The sequence below is a fragment of the Thermomonospora catenispora genome (assembly GCF_006363815.1).
In the GTDB taxonomy this organism is placed as follows: Bacteria; Actinomycetota; Actinomycetes; order Streptosporangiales; family Streptosporangiaceae; genus Thermomonospora; species Thermomonospora catenispora.
In genome coordinates this window covers 1-20,925 of sequence record NZ_RRYT01000010.1, presented here as the reverse complement: position 1 = coordinate 20,925, position 20,925 = coordinate 1, and the positions used below count along the sequence as shown (strand labels likewise).

The window sequence follows — 20,925 nt, the reverse complement described above, 5'->3', positions numbered from 1 at the left end:
AGCGTGACGAGGCGAGCACTCTGCGATGATGCGGGGTGACCGTCGTCGTTCTCTTCCGGAGATCCGTGATGCGTGTACGCCCTGCCGTCGCAGCCCTGTCCCTGCCGCCGCTCGTGCTGGCGGGCTGCGCTGCGGGCTCCGATGAGCGGCGGGCCGCGCCCGCGCTGACCGTCCGGGAGGCCGCCGCCGTGCTCCAGCGCTACATCCAGGTCAAGAACCGGATGCAGACCGACGCGACGCGGAGCGTGGACGGGTCGTTGCTGGCCTCCGCCGAGACCGACCCGCAGCTGACCATGGACCTGGCGGCCTACCGGATGTACCGGGCCACCGGTCATGCGCTGCGGCCCTTGGAGTACGGCCGTCCCGCCTTCCTCATCCCCCGCCTCGCCGGGCACCCCCGATGGTTCGCCGTCGACGTGCTCTCCTGGACGGCCCGCAGGTCGGCGAACGGTTCCACCGAACGCGTCCGGCCGGTGCGGCACGCGATGCTGTTCGTCCAGCAGGCCCCGCAGGCCCCGTGGCTGCTGGCGGCCGACCCGCTGCCGACCGGCGACGCGCAGACCTCGCCGCTCGGCGCGGTGGCCCGCGACGAGGAGGGGTACGCCACCGCGGTCCGTCTCGACGCCCCCGGGCTGGCGATCCCCCCCGGCCGGATCGGGGAGGCCCATGCCGCGGTGCTGACCCACGGCACCCGGGCCCCGGCCCACCACCGCAGGGCGCTCGCCGACGGGCCCGCCACCATCCGGGCGCACCGGGGGCTGCAGCGGGCCGTCGCCCGGTTCCGCTCCCTCGGCGTCACCTTGACCTCCTCCTTCGTCCCGCACGACGTCCCCGTCTACGCGCTGCGCACCACCGACGGCGGAGCGGTGGTGTGGTACGCGCTCCGGCAGCACGAGTCCTACACCGCCCGCACGCCCGGCAGGCTGAAGGTGGGCGGCGACCTGACCGGGCTGGTCTCTCCGGCGCAGGCCCGCACCCGGCTGGACTCCACCGTCTTCATCCAGCACCTGGCGCAGATCCCGGCGGGCGGCGGGCAGGCGCAGATCACCGGCATGTACCGCAAGGCGGTCCACGCCCGGGGCGCCTAGCGACCGCCCAGTACACTGTCCGCCCGGATCGATCTTGAGCGAGGTGGCGGCATGCGCCGACGCGTGGCCGGTGTCCTGGCCGGTGCGCTGCTGCTGACCGGCGGATGCTCCGGCGGGCCCGGCGGGCCCTCCGACGAGGCGTCGGCGGCGCCGGCCGGCGAGCCCGCGGTGTCGGCGGATCGGGCCCGGGCCGTTCTCGAGGAGTGGACCAAGCGGTTCAACAAAGCGGTGGACTCGGGCGCCGAGGCGGATCTGCGCGCGGCGACCACCGGGCCGTTGCGGGACTTCCTGGTCGGGCGGGCCCGGGTCGGCGGCGGGCTGCCGAGGTCGGAGCGGATCGCCCTGCACAATCCGGTGCTGTACGTGCCCCGGCAGGTCGACCGCCCCCGGTGGTTCGCGGTCGCCGCGGTGGACGACGTCGGCGGCGCCGCCCGGCAGGTGCTGGTGGTGCTGGAGCAGGCCGGGCCCGACGAGGCGTGGCGGGCGGCGCATCTGATGACGTTCCAGGGCAGGCCGCCCGAGCTGGACTTCGACCCCGAGGGCTATGCGATCCCCGCGGAGGGGGGATCGCTGCCCACCGAGCACACCGAGTACCTGACCACCGGGGAGCGCTCGACGTTCACCCCGGACGCGTTCACCCGGGCCGCGCACCAGCGGGCGCGCGGCTCGGGCACGGTGTTCCGCCCCGCCCGCCACGAGGTCCGCGCGTTGCGCACCGACGACGGCGGAACGCTCGCCTGGTACGCCATCGAGCAGCAGCGGACGTTCGCCGCCGGCGACCGGGCCCTGCCCGCCGACGTGCGTGCTCAGCTGAGCGGATCGCGTCTGCGGGCGAGCCGGGTGACGGCGGTCTGGACCTGGCTGGTCATCGGGTACGCACCCCGGCAGGGCGGCGGGCACGTCCTCGGCGAGAGCGTCCATCTCTCCGACGTGCGCCCGGCCTGACCCCGCCGGGGCGAACGCGCGTCAGCGATCGAGACCGGGCAGCGTCGAGGCGGTCACCAGGTTGCGGATCGCGCCGAGCGCCACCGACAGGGTCGCCAGGTCGAAGGTGTCGCTCTCCCAGATCTCCCCGAGGGTGCGCTGGGCGCGCGCCACCGCGTTGCTGTTCTTGTCCGACCAGACGATCAGCCGCTTCTCCGGCGACAGTCCCGGCTCGGTGGACATCAGCACGTCGCGGGTGAGCGCCGCGTGCGCCGCGTACAGGTCGTCGCGCAGCGCGGCCCGGGCCATCGTGTTCCACCGGTCGCCGCGCGGCAGCGCGATGATCCGCTCCCGCACCCGGGCCAGCTGCAGCCGATCGGCCAGCTCGAAGTAGACCTCGGCGACCTCCGTCACCTCCCGTTCGGTGTCCCGGGCGATCTCCACCAGGTCGAACGTGGAGTAGGCGGGCACCATCCCGGCCACCTGCTCGGCCAGCTCGTCCGGCACGCCCCGTTCGACGAACTCGTTGCGGCGCTGCTCGAACGCCGCCAGGTCCGAGCCCACCAGCAGCTTGGGCAGGTCGGGGACCAGCGTCCGCGCCCGGGGGGCGAAGAACTCGATGTTCTCGGTGATGTCGAACGGCGGCCGGCGGTTGCGCAGCAGCCAGCGGGCCCCGCGCTCGGTGAGCTTGCGGGCCTCCAGCAGCATCTTGATCTGGGTGGCCTCGTCCACCTGGTACGACAAGGCCTCCACCCGGCGGCGGAAGGCCGGCATGTCGAACACCTCCCGGGCCACCAGGTAGGCGCGGGCGATGTCGGCGCTGGAGGCCCCGGTCTCCTCGTTGATCCGGAAGGTGAACGTGATGCCGCTGTTGTTGACCAGGTCGTTGACCACCTGGGTGGTGATGATCTCCCGGCGCAGCGGATGCCGGTCCATGTACGGGCGGAACCGCTCGCGCAGCGGGGTCGGGAAGTAGTGGACCAGCCAGGACTCCAGGTAGGGGTCGTCGGGCAGGTCGGAGGCGAGCAGCTCGTCGTCCAGGGCCAGCTTGACGTAGGCCAGCAGCACCGCGAACTCCGGCCCGGTCAGTCCCTGCCCGGCCTGCCGCCGCTCGACCAGGACCTTGTCGTCGGGCAGGAACTCCAGCCGCCGCTTGAGCCGGCCGTCGTGCTCCAGCTTGCGCAGCAGCCGGCCGTGCACGTGCAGCATCGAGGGGGCCTGCCGGCGGGCGGCGGCCAGCGCCACGTTCTGGGCGTAGTTGTCGGCCAGCACCAGCCGGGCGACCTCGTCGGTCATCTCGTCCAGCAGGGCGTCGCGCCGCTTGCGGGTCAGCTCGCCGTCCCGGACCGCCTGATCCAGCAGGATCTTGATGTTGACCTCGTGGTCGGAGGTGTCGACCCCGGCGGAGTTGTCGATGAAGTCGGTGTTCACCAACCCGCCGGTGCCGTCCGGTCCGCCGCGCAGCGCATACTCGATCCGGGCGAGCTGGGTCATCCCCAGGTTGCCGCCCTCGCCGACCACCCGGCAGCGCAGCTCGGTCGCGTCGGCGCGGACCGCGTCGTTGGCCTTGTCGCCGACGTCGGCGTGCGACTCGGTGGACGCCTTGACGTAGGTGCCGATGCCGCCGTTCCACAGCAGGTCGACCGGGGCGCACAGGACCGCGTGGATCAGCTCCAGCGGCGTCATCGTCGTGACGTCCTCGTCGATGCCCAGCGCCCGCCGCATCTGCGGGGTGATCCGGATCGACTTGGCGGTGCGCGGGAAGACCCCGCCGCCCTCGGAGATCAGAGCGGCGTCGTAGTCGGCCCAGGAGCTGCGCGGCAGCTCGAACAGCCGCTTGCGCTCGGCCCACGAGCGGGCCGGGTCGGGGTCGGGGTCGACGAAGACGTGCCGGTGGTCGAACGCCGCGATCAGCTTGATCTGCTTGGACAGCAGCATCCCGTTGCCGAAGACGTCGCCGGACATGTCGCCGATGCCGACGACGGTGAAGGGCTCCCGCTGGACGTCCTTGCCGAGGGTGCGGAAGTGGTACTTGACCGACTCCCAGGCGCCGCGGGCGGTGATGCCCATCTTCTTGTGGTCGTAGCCGACCGAGCCCCCGGAGGCGAACGCGTCGCCCAGCCAGAACCCGTAGGAGGCGGCGACCTCGTTGGCGATGTCGCTGAACGTGGCGGTGCCCTTGTCGGCCGCCACCACCAGGTACGGGTCGTCGCCGTCGTGGCGGACCACGTTCGGCGGCGGCACCACCCGGCCGTCGACCAGGTTGTCGGTGATGTCCAGCAGCCCGCTGATGAACTCCTTGTAGCACTCGATCCCGGCGGCCAGGTAGGCGTCCCGATCGGAGGGGTCGGGCAGCTGCTTGCCGACGAAGCCGCCCTTGGCCCCGGCCGGGACGATCACGGTGTTCTTCACCGCCTGCGCCTTGACCAGGCCGAGGATCTCGGTGCGGTAGTCCTCCCGTCGGTCCGACCAGCGCAGCCCGCCCCGCGCCACCGCCCCGTACCGCAGGTGGACGCCCTCGACGCGCGGGGAGTAGACGAACACCTCGAACTTGGGCCGCGGCTGCGGCAGGTCGGGGATGGCCTGGGGGTCGAACTTCAGCGACAGATACGGCTTGTCCTGGAAGTAGTTGGTGCGCAGGGTGGCGTTGATCAGGCTGCGGTAGGAGCGCAGGATCCGGTCGTCGTCCAGGCTCTCCACCTCGTCGAGGGCTCCGGCGAGCTCCTCGGCGATGGCCTCGCTGCGCTCGGTCCGGTCGCCGGGCAGCGCCGGATCCAGGCGGGACTCCCACAGCCGGATCAGCAGCCGGGTGATGGCGGCGTTGCGCAGCAGCACCTGTTCGAAGTGCCGTTTGCTGAACGGCACCCCGGCCTGCCGCAGGTACAGCGCGTACGCCCGCAGCACCATGGCCTGCCGCCAGGTCAGCCCGACGTGCGGGACCAGCGCGTTGAACCCGTCGTTCTCGATGTCGCCGCGCCACAGTGCGAGGAACGCGTCCTGGAACAGCTCCTTGACGCGGTCCTCGGGGACCTCGCCGCCCCGCCGGAAGCGCAGGCCCAGGTCGTAGATCCAGTAGCGGACGCCGTCGGCGGTCACCACCTCGTACGGCCGCTCGTCGACCACCTCCACGCCCATGTTCTGCAGCAGCGGCAGCACGTGCGAGAGCGAGATCGGCGGGCCCAGCCGGTAGATCTTCAGCCGCCGCTCGCCGGGCTCGGCGCGGAACGGCTCGTACAGGTTGATGGAGACGTCCCCGTCGCCGCTCAGCTCCTCCAGCCGCTTGAGGTCGGCGACCGCGGTGCGGGCGGGGAAGTCGGCCTTGTAGCCCTCGGGGAACGCGTCGGCGAACCGCCTGGTCAGCGGACCCGAGCGTTCCTGACCGCACTGTTCGACGACGGCGTCGGCCAGGTCGTCGGCCCACGAGCGGGTGGCGGCGGCGATCTTGGCCTCCAGCTCCTCGGGGTCGACCTCGGGCAGCGGCTCGCCCCGGGCCACCCGCACCACCACGTGCAGGCGGGCCAGGGTGGACTCGGAGACCATGGCGGAGTAGTCGACGGTCTCGCCGTTGAACGCCCGCCGCAGGATCTCCTGGATGCGCAGCCGGACGCGGGTGGTGTAGCGGTCGCGCGGCAGGTAGATCAGGCAGGACATGTAGCGGCCGTAGGCGTCCTGGCGCAGGAACAGCTTCAGCCGCCTGCGGTCGCGCAGCCCCAGCACCCCCAGCGCGATCGGCAGCAGCTCCTCGACCGAGATCTGGAACAGCTCATCGCGCGGGTAGGTCTCCAGGATCTCGGCCAGGTCCTGCCCGTCGTGGCTGTCGGGGGTGAACCCGGCCCGGTCGATCACCTCGTCCAGCTTGCGCTTGAGCACCGGGATGTGGGCGATCGACTCGCTGTAGGCCACATGGGTGAACAGCCCCAGGAAGCGGCGCTCGCCGACCACCTCGCCGTGCTCGTCGAACCGCTTGATCCCGACGTAGTCCAGGTAGTGCGGCCGGTGCACGGTGGAGCGCGAGTTGGCCTTGGTCAGGGTGAGCAGCTTCTTCTCCCGCGCCTTGGCGCGGACCTGCGGCGGCAGGGCGGCGAAGCTGCCGGACTGGGGCTTGTCGTTGCGCAGCAGGCCCAGCCCGGTGCCGGTCACCGGGATCAGCGCGCCGCCGTCCTCGGAGAGGTCGTAGTCGCGGTAGCCCAGGAAGATGAAGTGCCCGTCGGCCAGCCAGTTCAGCAGCTCGGCGGCCTCGGTGCGCTGGGACTCGGGCACCGGCGGCGCGCCCTCGGCGATCTCGGCGGCGATCGTCTCGGCCAGGGCCCGCATCTTGGGCTCGTCCTCGACCGCGGCCCGCACGTCCTGCAGCACCCGCAGCAGGTCCCGCTCCAGGGCGTCCAGGAACTCGCGGTCGGCGGTGCGGTCGATCTCGATGTGGATCCAGGACTCGTCCAGGTCGTGCGGGCTCTCCCGATGCCCGCGGAGCCCGTGCATGTTCCCCGCCACGTCGCGGTCCACGCCCATCAGCGGGTGCACGACCAGGTGGGTGCCCAGACCGTGCCGGGACAGCTCCATGGTGACCGAGTCGACCAGGAAGGGCATGTCGTCGGTGATCACCTGGACGACCGTGTGCCCGGGATCCCAGCCGTGCTCCTCGACGGTCGGGGTGAAGACCCGGACCTTGGGGCGGCCCTGCGGGCGGACCTCGCCGAGCCGGCGATGCGCCAGCGCCGGGCCGTAGACGTCGGCGGGGTCGCGGTCGAGCAGATCCTCCGGTGCCACATGCCGGTAGTACAGCCGCAGGTAGGCGATCGTCTCCTCCAGGTCACGGCCCCCCACGGCCTGCGTGCACGCCTCCGCGGCTCGTCGAAGCAGGTCGTCTTTGGCCAGATCGAGCTTGCCGCTCATGCAGACACTCCCCTAGAACCTGACGTCACGCCGTTGTGACGCCGCTCATGGCGGCCAGCCTAGCCACTTTCGTCCTGTGACGAGCAAGAACGCACCAACCGTGCACACGCGGTCGCCGAGCGCTCCCGGACCGGCCGGCCGATGAACCGGACCCGATGAACCGAACACGGCCAGGCCCCGGACGGGACCGGTCCGTTCCGCCGCGGGCCGGCCGGCCGACGCCGCCCGGCCCGGACGCGCCCGCGAGGGACGGAAACGGCGTCCGGCATGCCCTCACCGGCCGTTCTCCGGCCGTTCTCCGGCCGTTTTCCGCCATGCCCGATGAGGGGCACGGCATGAGGGCGTTTCACTTCACCGCACATCCGCGCCATACGGATCACCGCGACATCACCGGCGTTTTTCACAGCGTGCCGCAAGAGCGTGCGAACGACCGGCGGAACGCCCGGTTGGCCGGATCCGGCCGCAATGGGCGGGCGATCCGGCGATATGCCCCCGCCGCGACGCCCCGGAGAGCCGCCGGAGAGCCGTCGGGAGATTTTTCCAGTGCATCCCGCAACGTCGGCGATGCCGATCGAAAGAATGCACGACGGCGTTCATATCACCGAGAGATAACGGCAGTGAATTGGAAAAGCCGGAGTGCAATTGCGCGACCACGGGTAGTGACGTTCGTGGCGATCTTCGAGAGGAGGCACGACAGATATGTCAATTCCGTTAAAGGCCATCTGCGGTGCGGCGACGCTCACCATTGCGCTGACACCGGGGATAGGCCACGCCAGGGTCGCCGATCATCACAATGCCCAGCACCGGCTCCATCCGGCTTCTGGAAAACATCCCGCCCGGCACGCGCCGCATCGGCTCGCCCGGCAGCGCCCCGGCGGCCGACCGCAGCACGACGTGCACGGGATGCCCGACGCGTACGGCGCATACGAGATGCCCGGCGCGTACGGGATGCCCGGCATGCACGGGATGGCCGCGCCGATGCACCCGGGCCTGCCGGGGCACCCGCAGCAGAGCATGTACGCCCACGCGAGCGGATCCGCCCTGCACGGACGGATGCTGCTGGCCGCGCGGCAGCGCGCCGTCCGCCGCAAGCGCGCCCGGCTCATCGCCCAGTGGCAGGCCCGCGCCGACCGCGCGGTCCGCTTCGCGCTGGCGCAGCGCGGCAAGCCGTACGCCTGGGGGGCCACCGGCCCGCACGCCTACGACTGCTCCGGCCTGGTCCAGCAGGCCTGGCGCAGGGCGGGGGTGAAGATCCCGCGGGTGTCTCACGAGCAGTACCGCGCGATCCGCAAGAAGGTGCCGCGCCACCGGCTGCGCCCCGGTGACCTGGTGCTGTTCAACGGGCTCCGGCACGTGGGCATGTACGTGGGAGGGGGCAGGTTCGTGCACGCGCCGCGCGCGGGCCGGACCGTCACCACGGAACGGCTGCGCGGCCACTACGCGCGCAGCTTCGTCGGGGCGGTGCGGCCGGGATGGCCGAAGCTGCCCAAGGTCCCCAAGTCCTGAGCCCCGATCGCATCAGGGCACTGCGAGGCGCCCCGGGCATCCGCCATGTGCCCGGGGTCTTGACATGACGTCGACCGCGATCCGCCCCGCCTCATGCGGCGGCGCGCCTCACGGCCGGAAGTGCTCCAGCACCTCCGGATTGGCCATCGCCCCCGGATTGGCGGCCTCCTCGACCGGAGTGCCGAGCAGGATCTTGCGCACCGGGACCTCAAGCTTCTTGCCCGACAGGGTGCGCGGCACCCCCGGGACCTGCCGGATCTCGTCCGGCACATGACGCGGCGACAGCGCCGAGCGCAGCTGCTTGCGGATCCGCCCGGCCAGCTCCTCGTCCAGCTCCACGCCCGGGGCGAGCTGCACGTACAGCAGCAGCCGTCCCTCCTCGCCGAGCCGGCCGGTGTCGATGACCAGGCTGTCGACCACCTCGTCGAACGCCTCGACCACCCGGTAGAAGTCGGCGGTGCCCATCCGCACCCCGCCCCGGTTGAGGGTGGAGTCGGACCGGCCGTAGATCACGCAGCCGCCGTCCGGCAGGATCTTGACCCAGTCGCCGTGCCGCCACACCCCCGGGTAGACGTCGAAGTAGGAGCCGCGGTAGCGCTCACCGGACTCGTCGTTCCAGAACATCACCGGCATCGACGGCATCGGCTCGGTCAGCACCAGCTCGCCGACCCGGTCGATCACCGGCTCGCCCGCCTCGTCGAACGCCTCGACCTTGGCGCCCAGGCCGCGGCACTGGATCACCCCGGCGCGCAGCGGCAGCAGCACGTTCGGCCCGACGAAGCCGGTGCACACGTCGGTGCCGCCGGAGAACGACCCCAGCAGCAGGTCCTCGCCGACCGCCTCGTACACCCAGGTGAAGCCCTCGGGCGGCAGCGGCGACCCGGTGGAGCCGATGCCGCGCAGCGCCGACAGGTCCAGCTCCCGTCCCGGCCGCAGGCCCGCCTTGCGGGAGGCCATGATGTAGGGGGCGCCGACGCCGAAATAGGTGACCTTGGCCTCGGCGGCCAGCCGCCACAGCGCGTCCCCGCCGGGGGCGCCGTCGAACAGCACCACGGTGGCCCCGACCAGCAGCCCGCCGATCAGGTAGTTCCACATCATCCAGCCGGTGGTGGTGTACCAGAAGAACACCTCGCCCGGCCTGAGGTCCTGGTGGAACGACAGCGCCTTGAGGTGCTCCAGCACGATCCCGCCGTGACCGTGCACGATCGGCTTGGGCAGGCCGGTGGTCCCCGAGGAGTACACCACCCACAGCGGGTGGTCGAACGGGACCGGCTCAAAGCGCAGCTCGCCCCCGTCGCGCGGCAGGTCGGCGAACGGCATCCCGACCCGCAGCCGCCCGGGGCCGACGGCCGGGTCCAGGTAGGGGATGAGCACGGTGCGGGCCAGCGACGGCAGCGCCGCCTCGATCTCGGCCACCACGTCCATCCGGTCGAACCGCTTGCCGTTGTAGCGGTAGCCGTCGACCGCGATCAGCACCTTGGGCTCGATCTGCGCGAACCGGTCGATCACGCTGGAGGAGCCGAAGTCCGGTGAGCAGGAGGACCAGATCGCGCCCAGCGAGGCGGTGGCCAGGAAGCAGATCAGCGCCTCGGGGATGTTGGGCAGATAGGCCGCCACCCGGTCACCGCGGCCCACCCCCAGCTCGGCCAGCCCGGCCCGCACCTTCGCCACCTGCGCGGCCAGCTCCCGCCAGGTCAGCGAGCGCCGCTCGCCCGACTCCGAGCGGAAGACCACCGCGGTCTCCTCGGGCCGCTCCTCGCGGCGGCGCAGGGCGTTGGCGGCGTAGTTGACGCTGGCGCCGGGGAACCAGCGCAGGCCGTCCACCGGCATCGGTCCGCCGCTGCGCACCGGCCCGTCGCCGCGCTCCCCCACCACGTCGAAGTAGCGCCAGATCGACTCCCAGAACGCGTCGATCTCGGTGACCGACCAGCGCCACAGGTCCTCATACGCCTCGCCCTCGGCCGAGAAGACCCCTTCCTCGGCCAGCCACCGCCGGTAGGCGGTCAGCCTGGCCCCGGCGATGGTCTCCTGCGACGGTTCCCAGAGCGCGCGGCCTTCGACCGCGTCGTCGTGCGTCATGGCTCCGGCCTCCCATGTCACGGGCTCTACCCAGGTGTCCGGCCGATGTGCGCCGGATCACGCTCGTGCGTGCCGAGCCTACGCCGTGGCGTTCGCCTCGATCGCACGGACCACCGCCTGGGTGTCGGCCAGGTCGGGCAGCACCGTGTCGGCCCCGGCGGAGCGCAGCTCGGCCTCGGTGGCGCCGCCGGTCGTCACGGCCACCGCCGTCGCTCCGGCGATCTTGGCGGCCTGGACGTCCCGGGCGGAGTCGGCGACGTACACGGTGGCGCCCCGGCGGTCGGGCTGCCAGGCGGCGGACTCGTCGAACGCGATGCCGTACTTCTGCGAGGCCTTGCGACGGGCCAGCTCCAGCAGGGCGGCCTTGCTGTAGACCCCGTCCTCATAACCGCCGACCTCGGTGTCCACGTACGAGTCCAGCCCGAACTCGGCGAGCTTGACGACGGCGTTCGGCCGGATCGAGCCGGTCAGCACCGACTGCACGGTGCCCTTCCGCTTGGCCAGCGCCGCCAGCGCCTCCCTGGCCCCCGGCAGCAGCCGCCCCTCGTCCCGCAGCCGCCCGCGCCGCGCCGCGAACGCCTTGGCCAGCTCGTCCATGAAACGCGGCAGGTGGTCGTCGGTGACCTCGATGTCGTTGAACGCCAGGGTCTCGAAGATGATCTCCGATTCGGTGCGGCCGATCACCGGGGCCAGTTTCACCAGCGGCCGCCCGGTGGTCCGCCGGAACGCCTCGGCGTAGGCGTCCCGGGTGACCTTTCCGACGTCGACCAGCGTGTGGTCGATGTTCCACAGCACCAAGCGGTAGCTCGTCGACATCCTCTTCCCTTATGCGTGCGGGACGTCCCGGAGCGGGACGGCCCCGGCACGGTCCGGCGTTCGGCCTCTAGGTTACGGGGCGGGGGGCGCCTCGCCTATGGGCCCCGGGGCCATGTGCGGGCGGGCCCGCATGGCCGCCGGGGGCATGAGGCGGGTCACGGCCGCCCGTTCCCCGCGACCGCGCCCTCGGCGCCGCCGGTCGCGGGGACGCGGCCGGCGCACCGTCAGCCCATGTAGGGGTAGCGGTGATCGGTGGGCGGGAGCAGGGCCTCCTTGATCGAGCGGACGTTGGTCCAGCGCAGCAGGTTGAAGATGGAGCCGGCCTTGTCGTTGGTGCCGCTGGCGCGCGCCCCGCCGAACGGCTGCTGGCCCACCACCGCGCCGGTGGGCTTGTCGTTGATGTAGAAGTTGCCCGCCGCGAAGCGCAGGTGCTCGGTGGCGGCGGCGATCGCGGCTCGGTCCCGGGCGATGATCGAGCCGGTCAGCCCGTAGGGGGCGACGCTCTCCATCTGCCGCAGCATCGCCTCGTAGTCGCCGTCGTCGTAGACGTGGACGCCGAGGATCGGGCCGAAGTACTCCTTGGTGAAGACCTCGTCGGCGGGGTCGGCGACCTCCAGCACGGTGGGCCGCACGAAGTAGCCCTCGGCGTCGTCGGCCTGCCCGCCCGCCAGGATCCGGATGGAGTCCAGGGCGCGGGCCCGCTCCAGCGCCGCCTTGTGCTTGGCGAACGCCCGCGCGTCGATCACCGCGCCCATGAACAGCGACAGGTCCTCGGCGACGTTCCCCATGGTCAGCGACTCGACCTCGGCGCAGAAGTCGTCGCGCATCCGCTCCCACAGCGAGCGCGGCACGTACGCGCGGGAGGCCGCCGAGCACTTCTGTCCCTGGTATTCGAAGGCGCCGCGGATCAGCGCGGTGCGCAGCACGGCGGGGTCGGCGGAGGGGTGCGCCACGACGAAGTCCTTGCCGCCGGTCTCGCCGACCAGCCGGGGGTAGCCGCGATATCCGGCGATGTTCTCCCCGACGGTGCGCCACAGGTGCTGGAAGGTGGCGGTGCTGCCGGTGAAGTGGACGCCGGCCAGGTCGGGGTGGGTCAGCGCCACGCGGGAGACCGCCTGCCCGTCCCCGGTGACCATGTTGATCACGCCGGGCGGCAGCCCGGCCTCCTCCAGCAGCCGCATGGTGAAGTGCGCGGCCAGCTGCTGGGTGGGCGAGGGCTTCCAGACCACCACGTTGCCCATCAGGGCGGGCGCGGTCGGCAGGTTGGCGGCGATGGAGGTGAAGTTGAACGGCGTGATCGCCAGGACGAACCCCTCCAGCGGCCGGTACTCCATCTTGTTCCACACGCCCGGGGACGACTCGGGCTGCTCGGCCAGCAGCCGCCGGGCGTAGTGGACGTTGAACCGCCAGAAGTCGATCAGTTCGCAGGCGGCGTCGATCTCCGCCTGGTGGGGGGTCTTGGACTGGCCGAGGATCGTGGCGGCGTTGAGGGTGGCCCGCCAGGGGCCGGCCAGCAGCTCGGCCGCGCGCAGGAAGATCGCCGCCCGGTCGTCGAACGACAGCGCCCGCCAGGCCGACGCGGCCTCGCGGGCGGCCTCGATCGCGGCCCGCACGTCCTCGTCGGTGGCGTTGCCGAGCCGTCCCAGCACATGCCCGTGCCGGTGCGGTTCCACCACGTCGACGGGCTCTCCGCCGCCCAGCCGGCGCTCGCCGCCGATGGTCATGGTCAGCTCGACGCGGTCGGCCGCCAGCTCCTTGATCCGGTCTTCCAGCGCGGCCCGTTCGGCGCTGCCCGGCGCGTAGGAGAGCACGGGCTCGTTGGCCGGTACGGGCACAGTGGTGACGGCGTCCATGCGTTCGCTCCCGGAAGATCACGACCTCGTTGTCGGAGGCACGTCGGGAACATACCCGTATGGTCTGTTCGCGACGCCCGCCGTCAGACTATGCCGGATCGTCCGGATGAGGGAGAGGCGCGGCGGGACGGGCGCGGGCGGGATCCGCCCGTACGCCGGGGAAGCGCCGGATCGCCGGCGGGACTACAGGTCGGCCAGCTCCTGGGTGGCGTACCAGAGCAGCTCGTGCCCCTCGGCGCCGTCGACGACGAAACGGGCGTCCTCGTCGCCGGCGTCGGCGGCCGGAAGCGCCTCGACCGCCGCCAGCACGTCTTCGGCGGCCTTCTCGTCGTCCACGTGCCCGGCGGCGACGTCGCGCACCAGCACGGGGGCGTTGACCTGGACCAGCGCCCGTTCCCCGGCGGAGGCGTCGCGCTGCACGGCCCGCTCGGGGACCTCCACCGCGAGCACCACCCGGCGCGGCGGGACGTCGGCGTCCTCGGCCCGGTCGGCGGCCAGCAGGCGGAGCGAGGCCCGGGCGGCCGCCGTCATGGCCGCGTACTCCAGCTCCTCGGTGTCGCCCTCGGCGTACCACTCGCGCAGCTCGGGGGTCACCGCATAGCCGGACAGCGGAGCGGGGCCGATCTCGCCGGCCGCCAGGGCGCGGGCGAGCCGGGGAAGCGTGGACGGCAGATAGACGCGCATGACGATCAGCAGTCTGCCAGACGGACCCCCAAGACTTCTCCCAGCCGGGAGATGGTGGCGTTCACGTCCACGTGGTGCACTCCCACCATTCCGAGCGCCTCGGCGGCCCGCACGTTGTGCTCGATGTCGTCGATGAACACGCACTCCGGAGGGGTCAGCCCCAGCCGCTCCACCGCGTGCCGGAAGATGCGCTCGTCGGGCTTGCGCATCCCGACCTCGCAGGAGATGACCACCTCGTCGAACAGCCCGTCCCACAGCTCGCGCGGGTAGTCGTTGCCCCACGAGTTGGACAGCAGCGCGATGCGGGCGCCGGCGGAGCGGGCCGCGCGCAGCGCCGCGTACATCGGTTCCACCGGGCGGAACGCGGCGAACATCCGCCTGATCAGCCCCTCGCCCTCGACCGGGCGTCCGTCGACGGTGCGCAGCTCGGCGGCCAGCATGCGTTCGAACTCGGCGACCGGCAGCGAGCCGTCCTCCAGGCCGTGGATGGGGTTGAGGATCCCTCCTCTGGCGTCGTAGGCCTGCTTCACCCACCGGCGCATGACCGCCTTGTAGCGCGCCTCGTCGATGGACTCGGCGGCGATCCAGTGCGCGATGGCCTCGTTCAGCGGGGAGGTCAGCACGCCGCCCCAGTCGGTGATCACGGCCTTGACGTTCACGGCGTCGATGGTAGGCGATCCCGCATGGTCGGACCGAACGGCGCTCTGTCAGACTTCGCTTATGGACTTCGAACTCAGCCCGAAGGCGCAGGAGTACTCCGAGAAGCTGCAGGAGTTCATGACCGAGCACGTCTATCCCGCCGAGCCCGTCTATGCGGCGCAACGCGCGGAGTTCATCGCCGCCGGGAACCCCAACGGGACCCCCGCGATCATCGAGGAGCTCAAGGCGGAGGCGCGCGAACGCGGCCTGTGGAACCTGTTCCTTCCGGACGTCTCCGGGCTGTCGAACATCGACTACGCCACCCTCGCCGAGATCACCGGACGCTCGGTCCACCTGGCCCCGGAGGCGGTCAACTGCTCCGCCCCGGACACCGGGAACATGGAGGTGCTGCACATGTTCGGCACCCCCGAGCAGAAGGAGCGCTGGCTCAAGCCGCTGCTCGAGGGCGAGATCCGCTCGGCGTTCGCGATGACCGAGCCGGACGTGGCCTCCTCCGACGCGACCAACATCACCACCTCGATCGTCCGGGAGGGCGAGGAGTACGTCGTCAACGGGCGCAAGTGGTTCATCAGCGGCGCCATGGACGAGCGCTGCAAGGTCTTCATCGTCATGGGCAAGACCGACCCCGACGGGCCCGTCCACCGCCAGCAGTCCATGGTGCTGGTGCCCCGCGACACCCCCGGCGTGACCGTGGTCCGCGACATGAACCTGTTCGGCTATCGCGACCAGCCCGGTCACGCCGAGGTGCGGTTCGAGAACGTGCGCGTCCCGGCGACCAACCTGATCGGCGCGGAGGGCGACGGGTTCGCCATCGCCCAGGCCCGGCTGGGCCCCGGCCGCATCCACCACTGCATGCGCGCCCTGGGCATCGCCGAGCGGGCGCTGGAGCTGATGTGCCGGCGCGCACTCTCCCGGGTGGCCTTCGGCGAGCCGCTGGCCCGGCAGGGGGTGGTGCGCCAGCAGATCGCCGAGGCCCGGATGGCCATCGAGCAGGCCCGGCTGCTGACCCTCAAGACCGCCTGGCTGATCGACAGGCACGGCGCCAAGGAGGCCCGCACCGAGATCGCCGCGATCAAGGCCGTCGTCCCGCGCACCGTCGCCAAGATCGTCGATGACGCCATCCAGGTGCACGGCGCCGCCGGCGTCAGCGATGACACGCCCCTCGCGGAGATGTACGCCTGGGTCCGCGCCATGCGCATCTTCGACGGCCCCGACGAGGTCCACATCCGCACCGTGGCCCGCCGGGAGCTCAAGAAGTACTCGGCCTGACCCGGGACACGGGAAGGGGCGCCGAGCGCCCTCCCGTGCCCCGGGCCCGCGCCCGCTCGGCGCCGAGGCCGGTCCGCCCGCGGCGCGCGGACGCCGGGACGGATCGGCCCGGGCGCGGCGGACCGGGACGTCCGGCGCCTCAGCGCGCTCCGAGCAGGGCCAGCGCCTCGCGCACTCCTCCGTGGCACTCCTGCAGGGCCCTGGTGGCCCGGGAGGCGGGCACCTCGCCGAGCAGCGAGACCAGGGCGACCCGGGTGTCGCCGCCGGCCTCCGACAGGGCGGCCTCGCAGACGGCCGCGTCCATGCCGGTGGCCTCGGTGAGGATGCGCACCAGGCGCGCCCGCAGCTTGTCGTTGAGGGCGTTGACGCTGACCATCAGGTTGGAGTAGGTCCGGCCCAACCTGATCATCACGGTGGTGGAGAAGGCGTTCAGCACCATCTTGGTGGCGGTGCCGGCCTTCATCCGGGTGGATCCGGTGATCACCTCCGGTCCGGTGGCCAGGCCGATGTGCAGGTCGACCTCGGAGGCCAGCGGCGCGCCGGGATTGGCGGAGATCAGCGCGGTCCGGGCACCGACCCGCTGGGCGGCGCGCAGCGCGCCCGCCACGTAGGGGGTGCGGCCGCTGGCGGCGATGCCGACGGCGATGTCTCCCGACCGCACGTCGGCGGCGTCGCGCGCGCCCAGGTCGGCGTCGTCCTCCACCCCTTCGATGGCCTGCGCCAGCGCGCTGGCCCCGCCGGCGTGGTGGGCGATGAAACGGCCCCACAGCCCGAAGGTGGGCGGCAGCTCGGCGGCGTCCATCACCGCCAGCCGGCCGGAGGTGCCCGCGCCGAAGTAGTGCACCCGACCCCCGGCCCGCAGCGCCTCCACGGCCCAGTCCACCAGCTGCGCGATCTGCGGCAGCACCGCGCCGACCGCGGCGGGCACCAGGGTGTCCTCGGCGTTGATCAGGCGCAGCACCTCGATGGTGGGCAGCACGTCCACGTCGACGGTGCGCGGATTGCGTCCTTCGGTGGGCACGTCGCAGTCGATCACCGGCGCCTCCGATCAGGCCGCACGGTCCGGCTGCGGACCGCCTCGAACGTGGCCTCCAGCGCCTTGCGGGTGGTGCCGTAGGTCCGCTGGGCGACCCCCACGAAGACGCAGTCGATCACGGTGAGCTGGGCGAGCCGGCTGGCGGTGGCGCCGGACCGGAACGTGGTCTCCCGGGCCGCCGTGGTCAGCACCAGGTCGGCGACTTCGGCGATCGGCGACTTGGGGAAGTTGGTGACGGCCACCGTCGTGACCCCCCGTCCCTTGGCCACGCCGAGCGCGTCGATGGTCTCCACGGTGGAGCCGGTGTGCGAGATGCCCACCGCCACGTCCCCCGGGTTGAGCACGGCGGCGCTGGTCAGCATGATGTGCGCGTCCGACCAGGCCGAGCAGTGCCGGCCGATGCGGTGCAGCTTCTGCTGGAAGTCCAGGGCGACGAAGGCGCTGGCGCCCACCCCGTACACGTCGACCCGGGAGGCGGCGACGACCGCGTCGACCACCTGCTCCAGCACCTTGATGTCGAGCTGGGCGGCGGTCTCCTCGACGGCGCGGGCGTCGGCGAAGGTGACCTTCTCGACGATCTGCTCCAGGGAGTCGTCGGGGCTGATGTCGCTCCCGATGACCCGTCCCCCGGCCGCGCTCTGCGCCCGTCCGGCCTCGGTGGCCAGGGTCAGCCGCAGCTCCGGGTAGCCGGAGAAGCCGATGGCCCGGCAGAACCGGATGACCGTCGTCTCCGAGGTGCCGCACTGGTGCGCGAGCTCGGTGATGGTGGAATTGGCGACCCCTTCGGGATCGTCGATGACCCGCTGAGCGACCCGGCGCTCGGCGGGCGGCAGCGAGGGCAGCAGCGAACGCACCCGGACCACGGTGCTGAGCGGTGCCTCCCGATGGGGATGTGAGGCCGCCGGAGGGGCTGTGACGTCCCGCCGGTCCCCCGTGTTTCGGCCATTGGTTTTCCTCATGTCAGTAAGTTTCTTACGTCCACAATGTCCCGTCAACGTCACCAAGGTCTACGGTCGCCGTGTGTTGACCCATTTGGCTGGTCCTTACGTGATCGGCGTCGACGCGGGCGGTACGAAGACCCGCGCGGCCGTACTGACGCTCGGAGGCGCTCTGGCCGGTTCCGGAACCGGTCCGGGCGCCAACCCCAACTCCGGGGGCGACACCGCGGGTGCGCTCACCACGGCCCTCAGCGCCGCACTCGGCGACTTGGACCGTTCCCTCGTCCAGGGCGGTGTATTCGGCATCGCCGGAGCCGGTTCGGCCGGGCGGCCCGCCGCCGTGGCCGCGGCACGACGCGCCTGGCACGCCGTCGGACTGTCCGGATCGCCCTCCGTGGTCACCGACATCGCGGTGGCGTTCGCGGCGGGCACCAGCGCCTCGGAGGGCATCGTGGTGTTCTCCGGCACCGGCGCCGGTGCCGCGGTGATCAGCGACGGCGCGATCGTGCAGCGCGCCGACGGCTACGGATGGCTGGTCGGCGACCAGGGCTCGGCGGTCTGGCTGGGCCGCCAGGCGGTCGAGGCGACCCTGGCCGCGCTGGACGGACGCGGTGCGCCCACCCTGCTGGCCGAATCGGTTCCCCGGGCGCTGCTCGGGCCGCTGGCCTCCACCCTGATGGCCGACGGCGCCCCCCGGGGGGCGCGGGTCCGAAGACCGCCCGCCCCGGCGCTGGCGATGGTCTCCGCCGGGGCGGCCGCTCCCGGAACCGCGACCACCACCCTGGATCCGCCGAAACGCTCCCCGTCCGCCGACCTCGCGCTGGCCCAGGCGATCATCAAGGAGGTGTACGGCAGGCCTCCGGCGGCGCTGGGCCGGCTCGGCCCGGTGGTGTGCGCCGCGGCCGCCGCGGGCGATCCCGTGGCCCGCAGCATCACCGATCAGGCGGCCCAGTGGCTGCTGCGGGACGTGGACGCGGTCCGCCCCGCCCTCACCGATCAGAACTCGCCGGTGGTCATGGCCGGCTCGGTCCTCGGCCACGGCCCCGTGGCCGACGCGGTACGCGACGGTCTGCGCGAACGCTTCTCCACCGATCCGCGCATGGCGGGCGACGGCGCGATCGGAGCCGCCGAGATGGCGCTGCGCCGTCTGGGCCTGCGACCGTCCAACTGATCTGCGAGGCGCCGCGGTCACGGCGCCGATCCCCGGCCCGCCGCTCGGCCGGACGACATCCCACCCATCCGAACGGGCCCCTGCGCATGCGTGCGCAGGGGCCCCTGACAACGAAGGCAACCGCTAGTAAGTCAGCCCGTGCCCGAACCGCAGGCCGCTGACCTGCACCGGAAGCCGGCCGACCGGCCTGACCTGTCCCGCCAGCACCCCGGCCAGCGCCCGCAGCGAGACGTTCTCGGCGGAGTAGGCGGCCAGCGCCGCGGTGGCGGCGCCGGCGTGCGCCAGGTCATAGGGCCGCCCCAGCGCCACCGCCACCACGGGACGGCCGCGCACCGCCCTGATCCGCGCGGCGGTCGCCGCCCCGGCGTCCTGCACGGTCAGCACGACCGCATCGGCGGCCTGCGCCGATCCGACGACCCGCACGCCCCGCTCGCGCAACGCGTCCGCCAGCCGCTGGGCGCGCGGCCCGGTGACGTGGACCTTCGTCCCGCTCCGCAGCGGCAGCACGCCGCCCTTGTTGCGGACCAGGGTGATCGACGCCTCGGCGACCCGGCGGGCGACCTCCCGGTGCGCCCGCGAGCCGACGACCTGCGCGGCCCTCGTCGGGTCGACCTGCACGTCGCCGAACAGGCCGCGCCGGGCCTTGAGGGTCAGGATGCGGGTGACCGACTCCTCCAGCCGCTGCCGGGAGATCGCGCCCCGGCGCACCGCCGCCGTCACCGCCGCATGGGCGCTCGCCACATCCGGCGGCATCAGCAGCTGGTCGGCGCCGGCCTGCACGGCCCGCACCGCCGTCCGCGTCGCGCCGTACTTCTGCCGCGCGCCCGCCATCTGCAGCGAGTCGGTGACGATGACGCCCCGGTAGCCGAGGTGCCGGCGCAACAGCCCGGTCAGCACCGCGTGGGACATGGTGGCCGGGTCGCCGGAGTCGTCCAGCCCCGGGACGACGATGTGCGCGGTCATGATCGCGTCGACGCCCTGCCGGACGGCGGCCTGGAACGGCGGCGCGTCCAGCCGCTCCCACTGCCGGCGGGTGTGCTTGATCACCGGCAGTCCGGTGTGGCTGTCGACGTTCGTGTCCCCGTGACCGGGGAAGTGCTTGGCGGTCGCGGCCACCCCGGCGTCCTGATAGCCCTGGACCGCCCCGGCGAGCATCTGGGACACCAGGCCCGGGTCCGAGCCGAAGGAACGGACGCCGATCACCGGGTTGGCGGGGTTGACGTTGACGTCGGCGACCGGAGCGTAGTTCTGGTTGATGCCGAGCAGGCGCAGCTCGGTGCCGGTGACCCGAGCGGCCTCGCGGGCCAGCTGCGGCTGCCCGGTCGCGCCGAGCGCCATGTTGCCGGGGAACGCGGTCAGGTACGGCAGCCGGCTGACCAGGCCCTGTTCCTCGTCCACGCCGAGCAGCAGCGGGATCTTGGACATCCGCTGCAGGGCGTTCGACAGCCGCGCGGTCTGCACCGGGTCGCGGGCGTTGTCGGGGAAGTAGATGAACCCGCCGACGTGATAGCGCTTGATCATGCGCTCCGCCTCGGCCCGGTCGGCGAAGGCGGGCACGAACAGCTGCCCGACCTTCTGCTCCAGGGTCATCCCCTTGACGAGGTCGTTGATCCAGACGGTCGGCTCGGCGGACGGGGTGGCGGTGGGCGCCGCCTCCGTCCGCTGCGACATGGAGCTCCCCGTGGTACCGCCGTTGCAGGCCGCCGGCGACAGGGCCAGCACCGCCGCCGCGGCCGCGACCGACGTGCGTGAACAGCGCACCAGACCAGTCCCCCCGAACTCGGTCGCCGTGAAATGGTCGGTCCTCGCCCTCGCGACGCTAACACGCCGGAGGCGGTGCTCGGGCATCGACGACCCCGGACGCCCCCTCCCCGGCGGCCGCGCATCCGGACCCCGCGGCCCGTCCGCCGGCGGCCGAGGCGCCCCGGGACGACCCCGGCGGCCGGCGGCGAGGGGAAGAAGGCGTCGCGGCCGTGCACACCCCCGAATGCGCACGGCCGCGACGCCC

14 protein-coding genes are annotated in these 20,925 nt (G+C 72.6%); 5 read left to right on the top strand and 9 right to left on the bottom strand.

Translation table 11 applies throughout. The annotated features are described in order from the left end of the window. Nucleotides 1-68 precede the first annotated feature (68 nt). Complete coding sequence (locus EIO00_RS10170) at nt 69-1,088, top strand: DUF8094 domain-containing protein (RefSeq protein ID WP_140177533.1); 1,020 nt, start codon at nt 69-71, stop codon at nt 1,086-1,088. Nucleotides 1,089-1,139: 51 nt separating this feature from the next. Beyond that, a complete protein-coding gene (locus EIO00_RS10165; RefSeq protein WP_140177531.1) occupies nt 1,140-2,033 on the top strand; it encodes a DUF8094 domain-containing protein in 894 nt (297 codons plus the stop codon). A gap of 21 nt (nt 2,034-2,054) precedes the next feature. Here the strand turns inward: EIO00_RS10165 and EIO00_RS10160 are convergent, their stop codons facing one another. Continuing rightward, nucleotides 2,055-6,905: an NAD-glutamate dehydrogenase gene (locus EIO00_RS10160; protein WP_140177529.1), complete on the bottom strand. Its 4,851-nt coding sequence runs from the start codon at nt 6,903-6,905 to the stop codon at nt 2,055-2,057. Nucleotides 6,906-7,808: 903 nt separating this feature from the next. Here EIO00_RS10160 and EIO00_RS10155 point away from each other — a divergent pair. Next, nucleotides 7,809-8,411: a C40 family peptidase gene (locus tag EIO00_RS10155; RefSeq protein ID WP_206664100.1), complete on the top strand. Its 603-nt coding sequence runs from the start codon at nt 7,809-7,811 to the stop codon at nt 8,409-8,411. A gap of 108 nt (nt 8,412-8,519) precedes the next feature. On the opposite strand, the gene EIO00_RS10150 is transcribed toward EIO00_RS10155, so the two are convergent. The 5 genes from EIO00_RS10150 to EIO00_RS10130 all read right to left on the bottom strand — a co-directional run bounded on the left by EIO00_RS10150 (nt 8,520) and on the right by EIO00_RS10130 (nt 14,502). After that, complete coding sequence (locus tag EIO00_RS10150) at nt 8,520-10,490, bottom strand: acetoacetate--CoA ligase (RefSeq protein ID WP_140177527.1); 1,971 nt, start codon at nt 10,488-10,490, stop codon at nt 8,520-8,522. A gap of 78 nt (nt 10,491-10,568) precedes the next feature. Further along, nucleotides 10,569-11,306, bottom strand: a complete 738-nt coding sequence (locus tag EIO00_RS10145) for an HAD family hydrolase (RefSeq protein ID WP_140177525.1) — start codon at nt 11,304-11,306, stop codon at nt 10,569-10,571. Nucleotides 11,307-11,530: 224 nt separating this feature from the next. Then, complete coding sequence (gene pruA, locus EIO00_RS10140) at nt 11,531-13,159, bottom strand: L-glutamate gamma-semialdehyde dehydrogenase (protein WP_140177523.1); 1,629 nt, start codon at nt 13,157-13,159, stop codon at nt 11,531-11,533. Nucleotides 13,160-13,342: 183 nt separating this feature from the next. Further along, the gene (locus EIO00_RS10135) at nt 13,343-13,843 is read right to left on the bottom strand and encodes a DUF6912 family protein (protein ID WP_140177521.1); all 501 of its coding nucleotides are present in this window, start codon (nt 13,841-13,843) and stop codon (nt 13,343-13,345) included. A gap of 5 nt (nt 13,844-13,848) precedes the next feature. Next, a complete protein-coding gene (locus EIO00_RS10130; RefSeq protein WP_422100037.1) occupies nt 13,849-14,502 on the bottom strand; it encodes an HAD family hydrolase in 654 nt (217 codons plus the stop codon). 61 nt (nt 14,503-14,563) lie between these two features. Here EIO00_RS10130 and EIO00_RS10125 point away from each other — a divergent pair, with 61 nt between their 5' ends. Further along, nucleotides 14,564-15,772: an acyl-CoA dehydrogenase family protein gene (locus tag EIO00_RS10125; protein ID WP_140177519.1), complete on the top strand. Its 1,209-nt coding sequence runs from the start codon at nt 14,564-14,566 to the stop codon at nt 15,770-15,772. A gap of 139 nt (nt 15,773-15,911) precedes the next feature. Here the strand turns inward: EIO00_RS10125 and murQ are convergent, their stop codons facing one another. Then, a complete protein-coding gene (murQ, locus tag EIO00_RS10120; RefSeq protein ID WP_140177508.1) occupies nt 15,912-16,808 on the bottom strand; it encodes an N-acetylmuramic acid 6-phosphate etherase in 897 nt (298 codons plus the stop codon). Next, nucleotides 16,805-17,767, bottom strand: coding sequence for a MurR/RpiR family transcriptional regulator (locus tag EIO00_RS10115; protein WP_241661256.1), 963 nt, complete (start codon nt 17,765-17,767; stop codon nt 16,805-16,807). The genes murQ and EIO00_RS10115 overlap by 4 nt, the downstream gene beginning before the upstream one ends. Nucleotides 17,768-17,840: 73 nt before the next feature. On the opposite strand from EIO00_RS10115, the gene EIO00_RS10110 reads away from it, so the two are divergent. Next, nucleotides 17,841-18,917: an N-acetylglucosamine kinase gene (locus EIO00_RS10110; RefSeq protein WP_241661255.1), complete on the top strand. Its 1,077-nt coding sequence runs from the start codon at nt 17,841-17,843 to the stop codon at nt 18,915-18,917. 123 nt (nt 18,918-19,040) lie between these two features. On the opposite strand, the gene EIO00_RS10105 is transcribed toward EIO00_RS10110, so the two are convergent. Next, the gene (locus EIO00_RS10105; protein ID WP_206664099.1) at nt 19,041-20,588 is read right to left on the bottom strand and encodes a glycoside hydrolase family 3 protein; all 1,548 of its coding nucleotides are present in this window, start codon (nt 20,586-20,588) and stop codon (nt 19,041-19,043) included. Between the last annotated feature and the right edge of the window lie 337 nt (nt 20,589-20,925).

Excerpts from the sequence above, each read along its gene's own strand:
- EIO00_RS10160 (WP_140177529.1), bottom strand. The coding sequence starts at position 6,905 with ATGAGCGGCAAGCTCGATCTGGCCAAAGACGACCTGCTTCGACGAGCC.
- EIO00_RS10170 (WP_140177533.1), top strand. The coding sequence starts at position 69 with ATGCGTGTACGCCCTGCCGTCGCAGCCCTGTCCCTGCCGCCGCTCGTG.
- EIO00_RS10155 (WP_206664100.1), top strand. The coding sequence starts at position 7,809 with ATGCCCGACGCGTACGGCGCATACGAGATGCCCGGCGCGTACGGGATG.
- EIO00_RS10105 (WP_206664099.1), bottom strand. The coding sequence starts at position 20,588 with ATGTCGCAGCGGACGGAGGCGGCGCCCACCGCCACCCCGTCCGCCGAG.
- EIO00_RS10150 (WP_140177527.1), bottom strand. The coding sequence starts at position 10,490 with ATGACGCACGACGACGCGGTCGAAGGCCGCGCGCTCTGGGAACCGTCG.
- EIO00_RS10125 (WP_140177519.1), top strand. The coding sequence starts at position 14,564 with ATGGACTTCGAACTCAGCCCGAAGGCGCAGGAGTACTCCGAGAAGCTG.
- EIO00_RS10115 (WP_241661256.1), bottom strand. The coding sequence starts at position 17,767 with ATGAGGAAAACCAATGGCCGAAACACGGGGGACCGGCGGGACGTCACA.
- pruA (WP_140177523.1), bottom strand. The coding sequence starts at position 13,159 with ATGGACGCCGTCACCACTGTGCCCGTACCGGCCAACGAGCCCGTGCTC.
- EIO00_RS10165 (WP_140177531.1), top strand. The coding sequence starts at position 1,140 with ATGCGCCGACGCGTGGCCGGTGTCCTGGCCGGTGCGCTGCTGCTGACC.
- EIO00_RS10145 (WP_140177525.1), bottom strand. The coding sequence starts at position 11,306 with ATGTCGACGAGCTACCGCTTGGTGCTGTGGAACATCGACCACACGCTG.
- EIO00_RS10135 (WP_140177521.1), bottom strand. The coding sequence starts at position 13,843 with ATGCGCGTCTATCTGCCGTCCACGCTTCCCCGGCTCGCCCGCGCCCTG.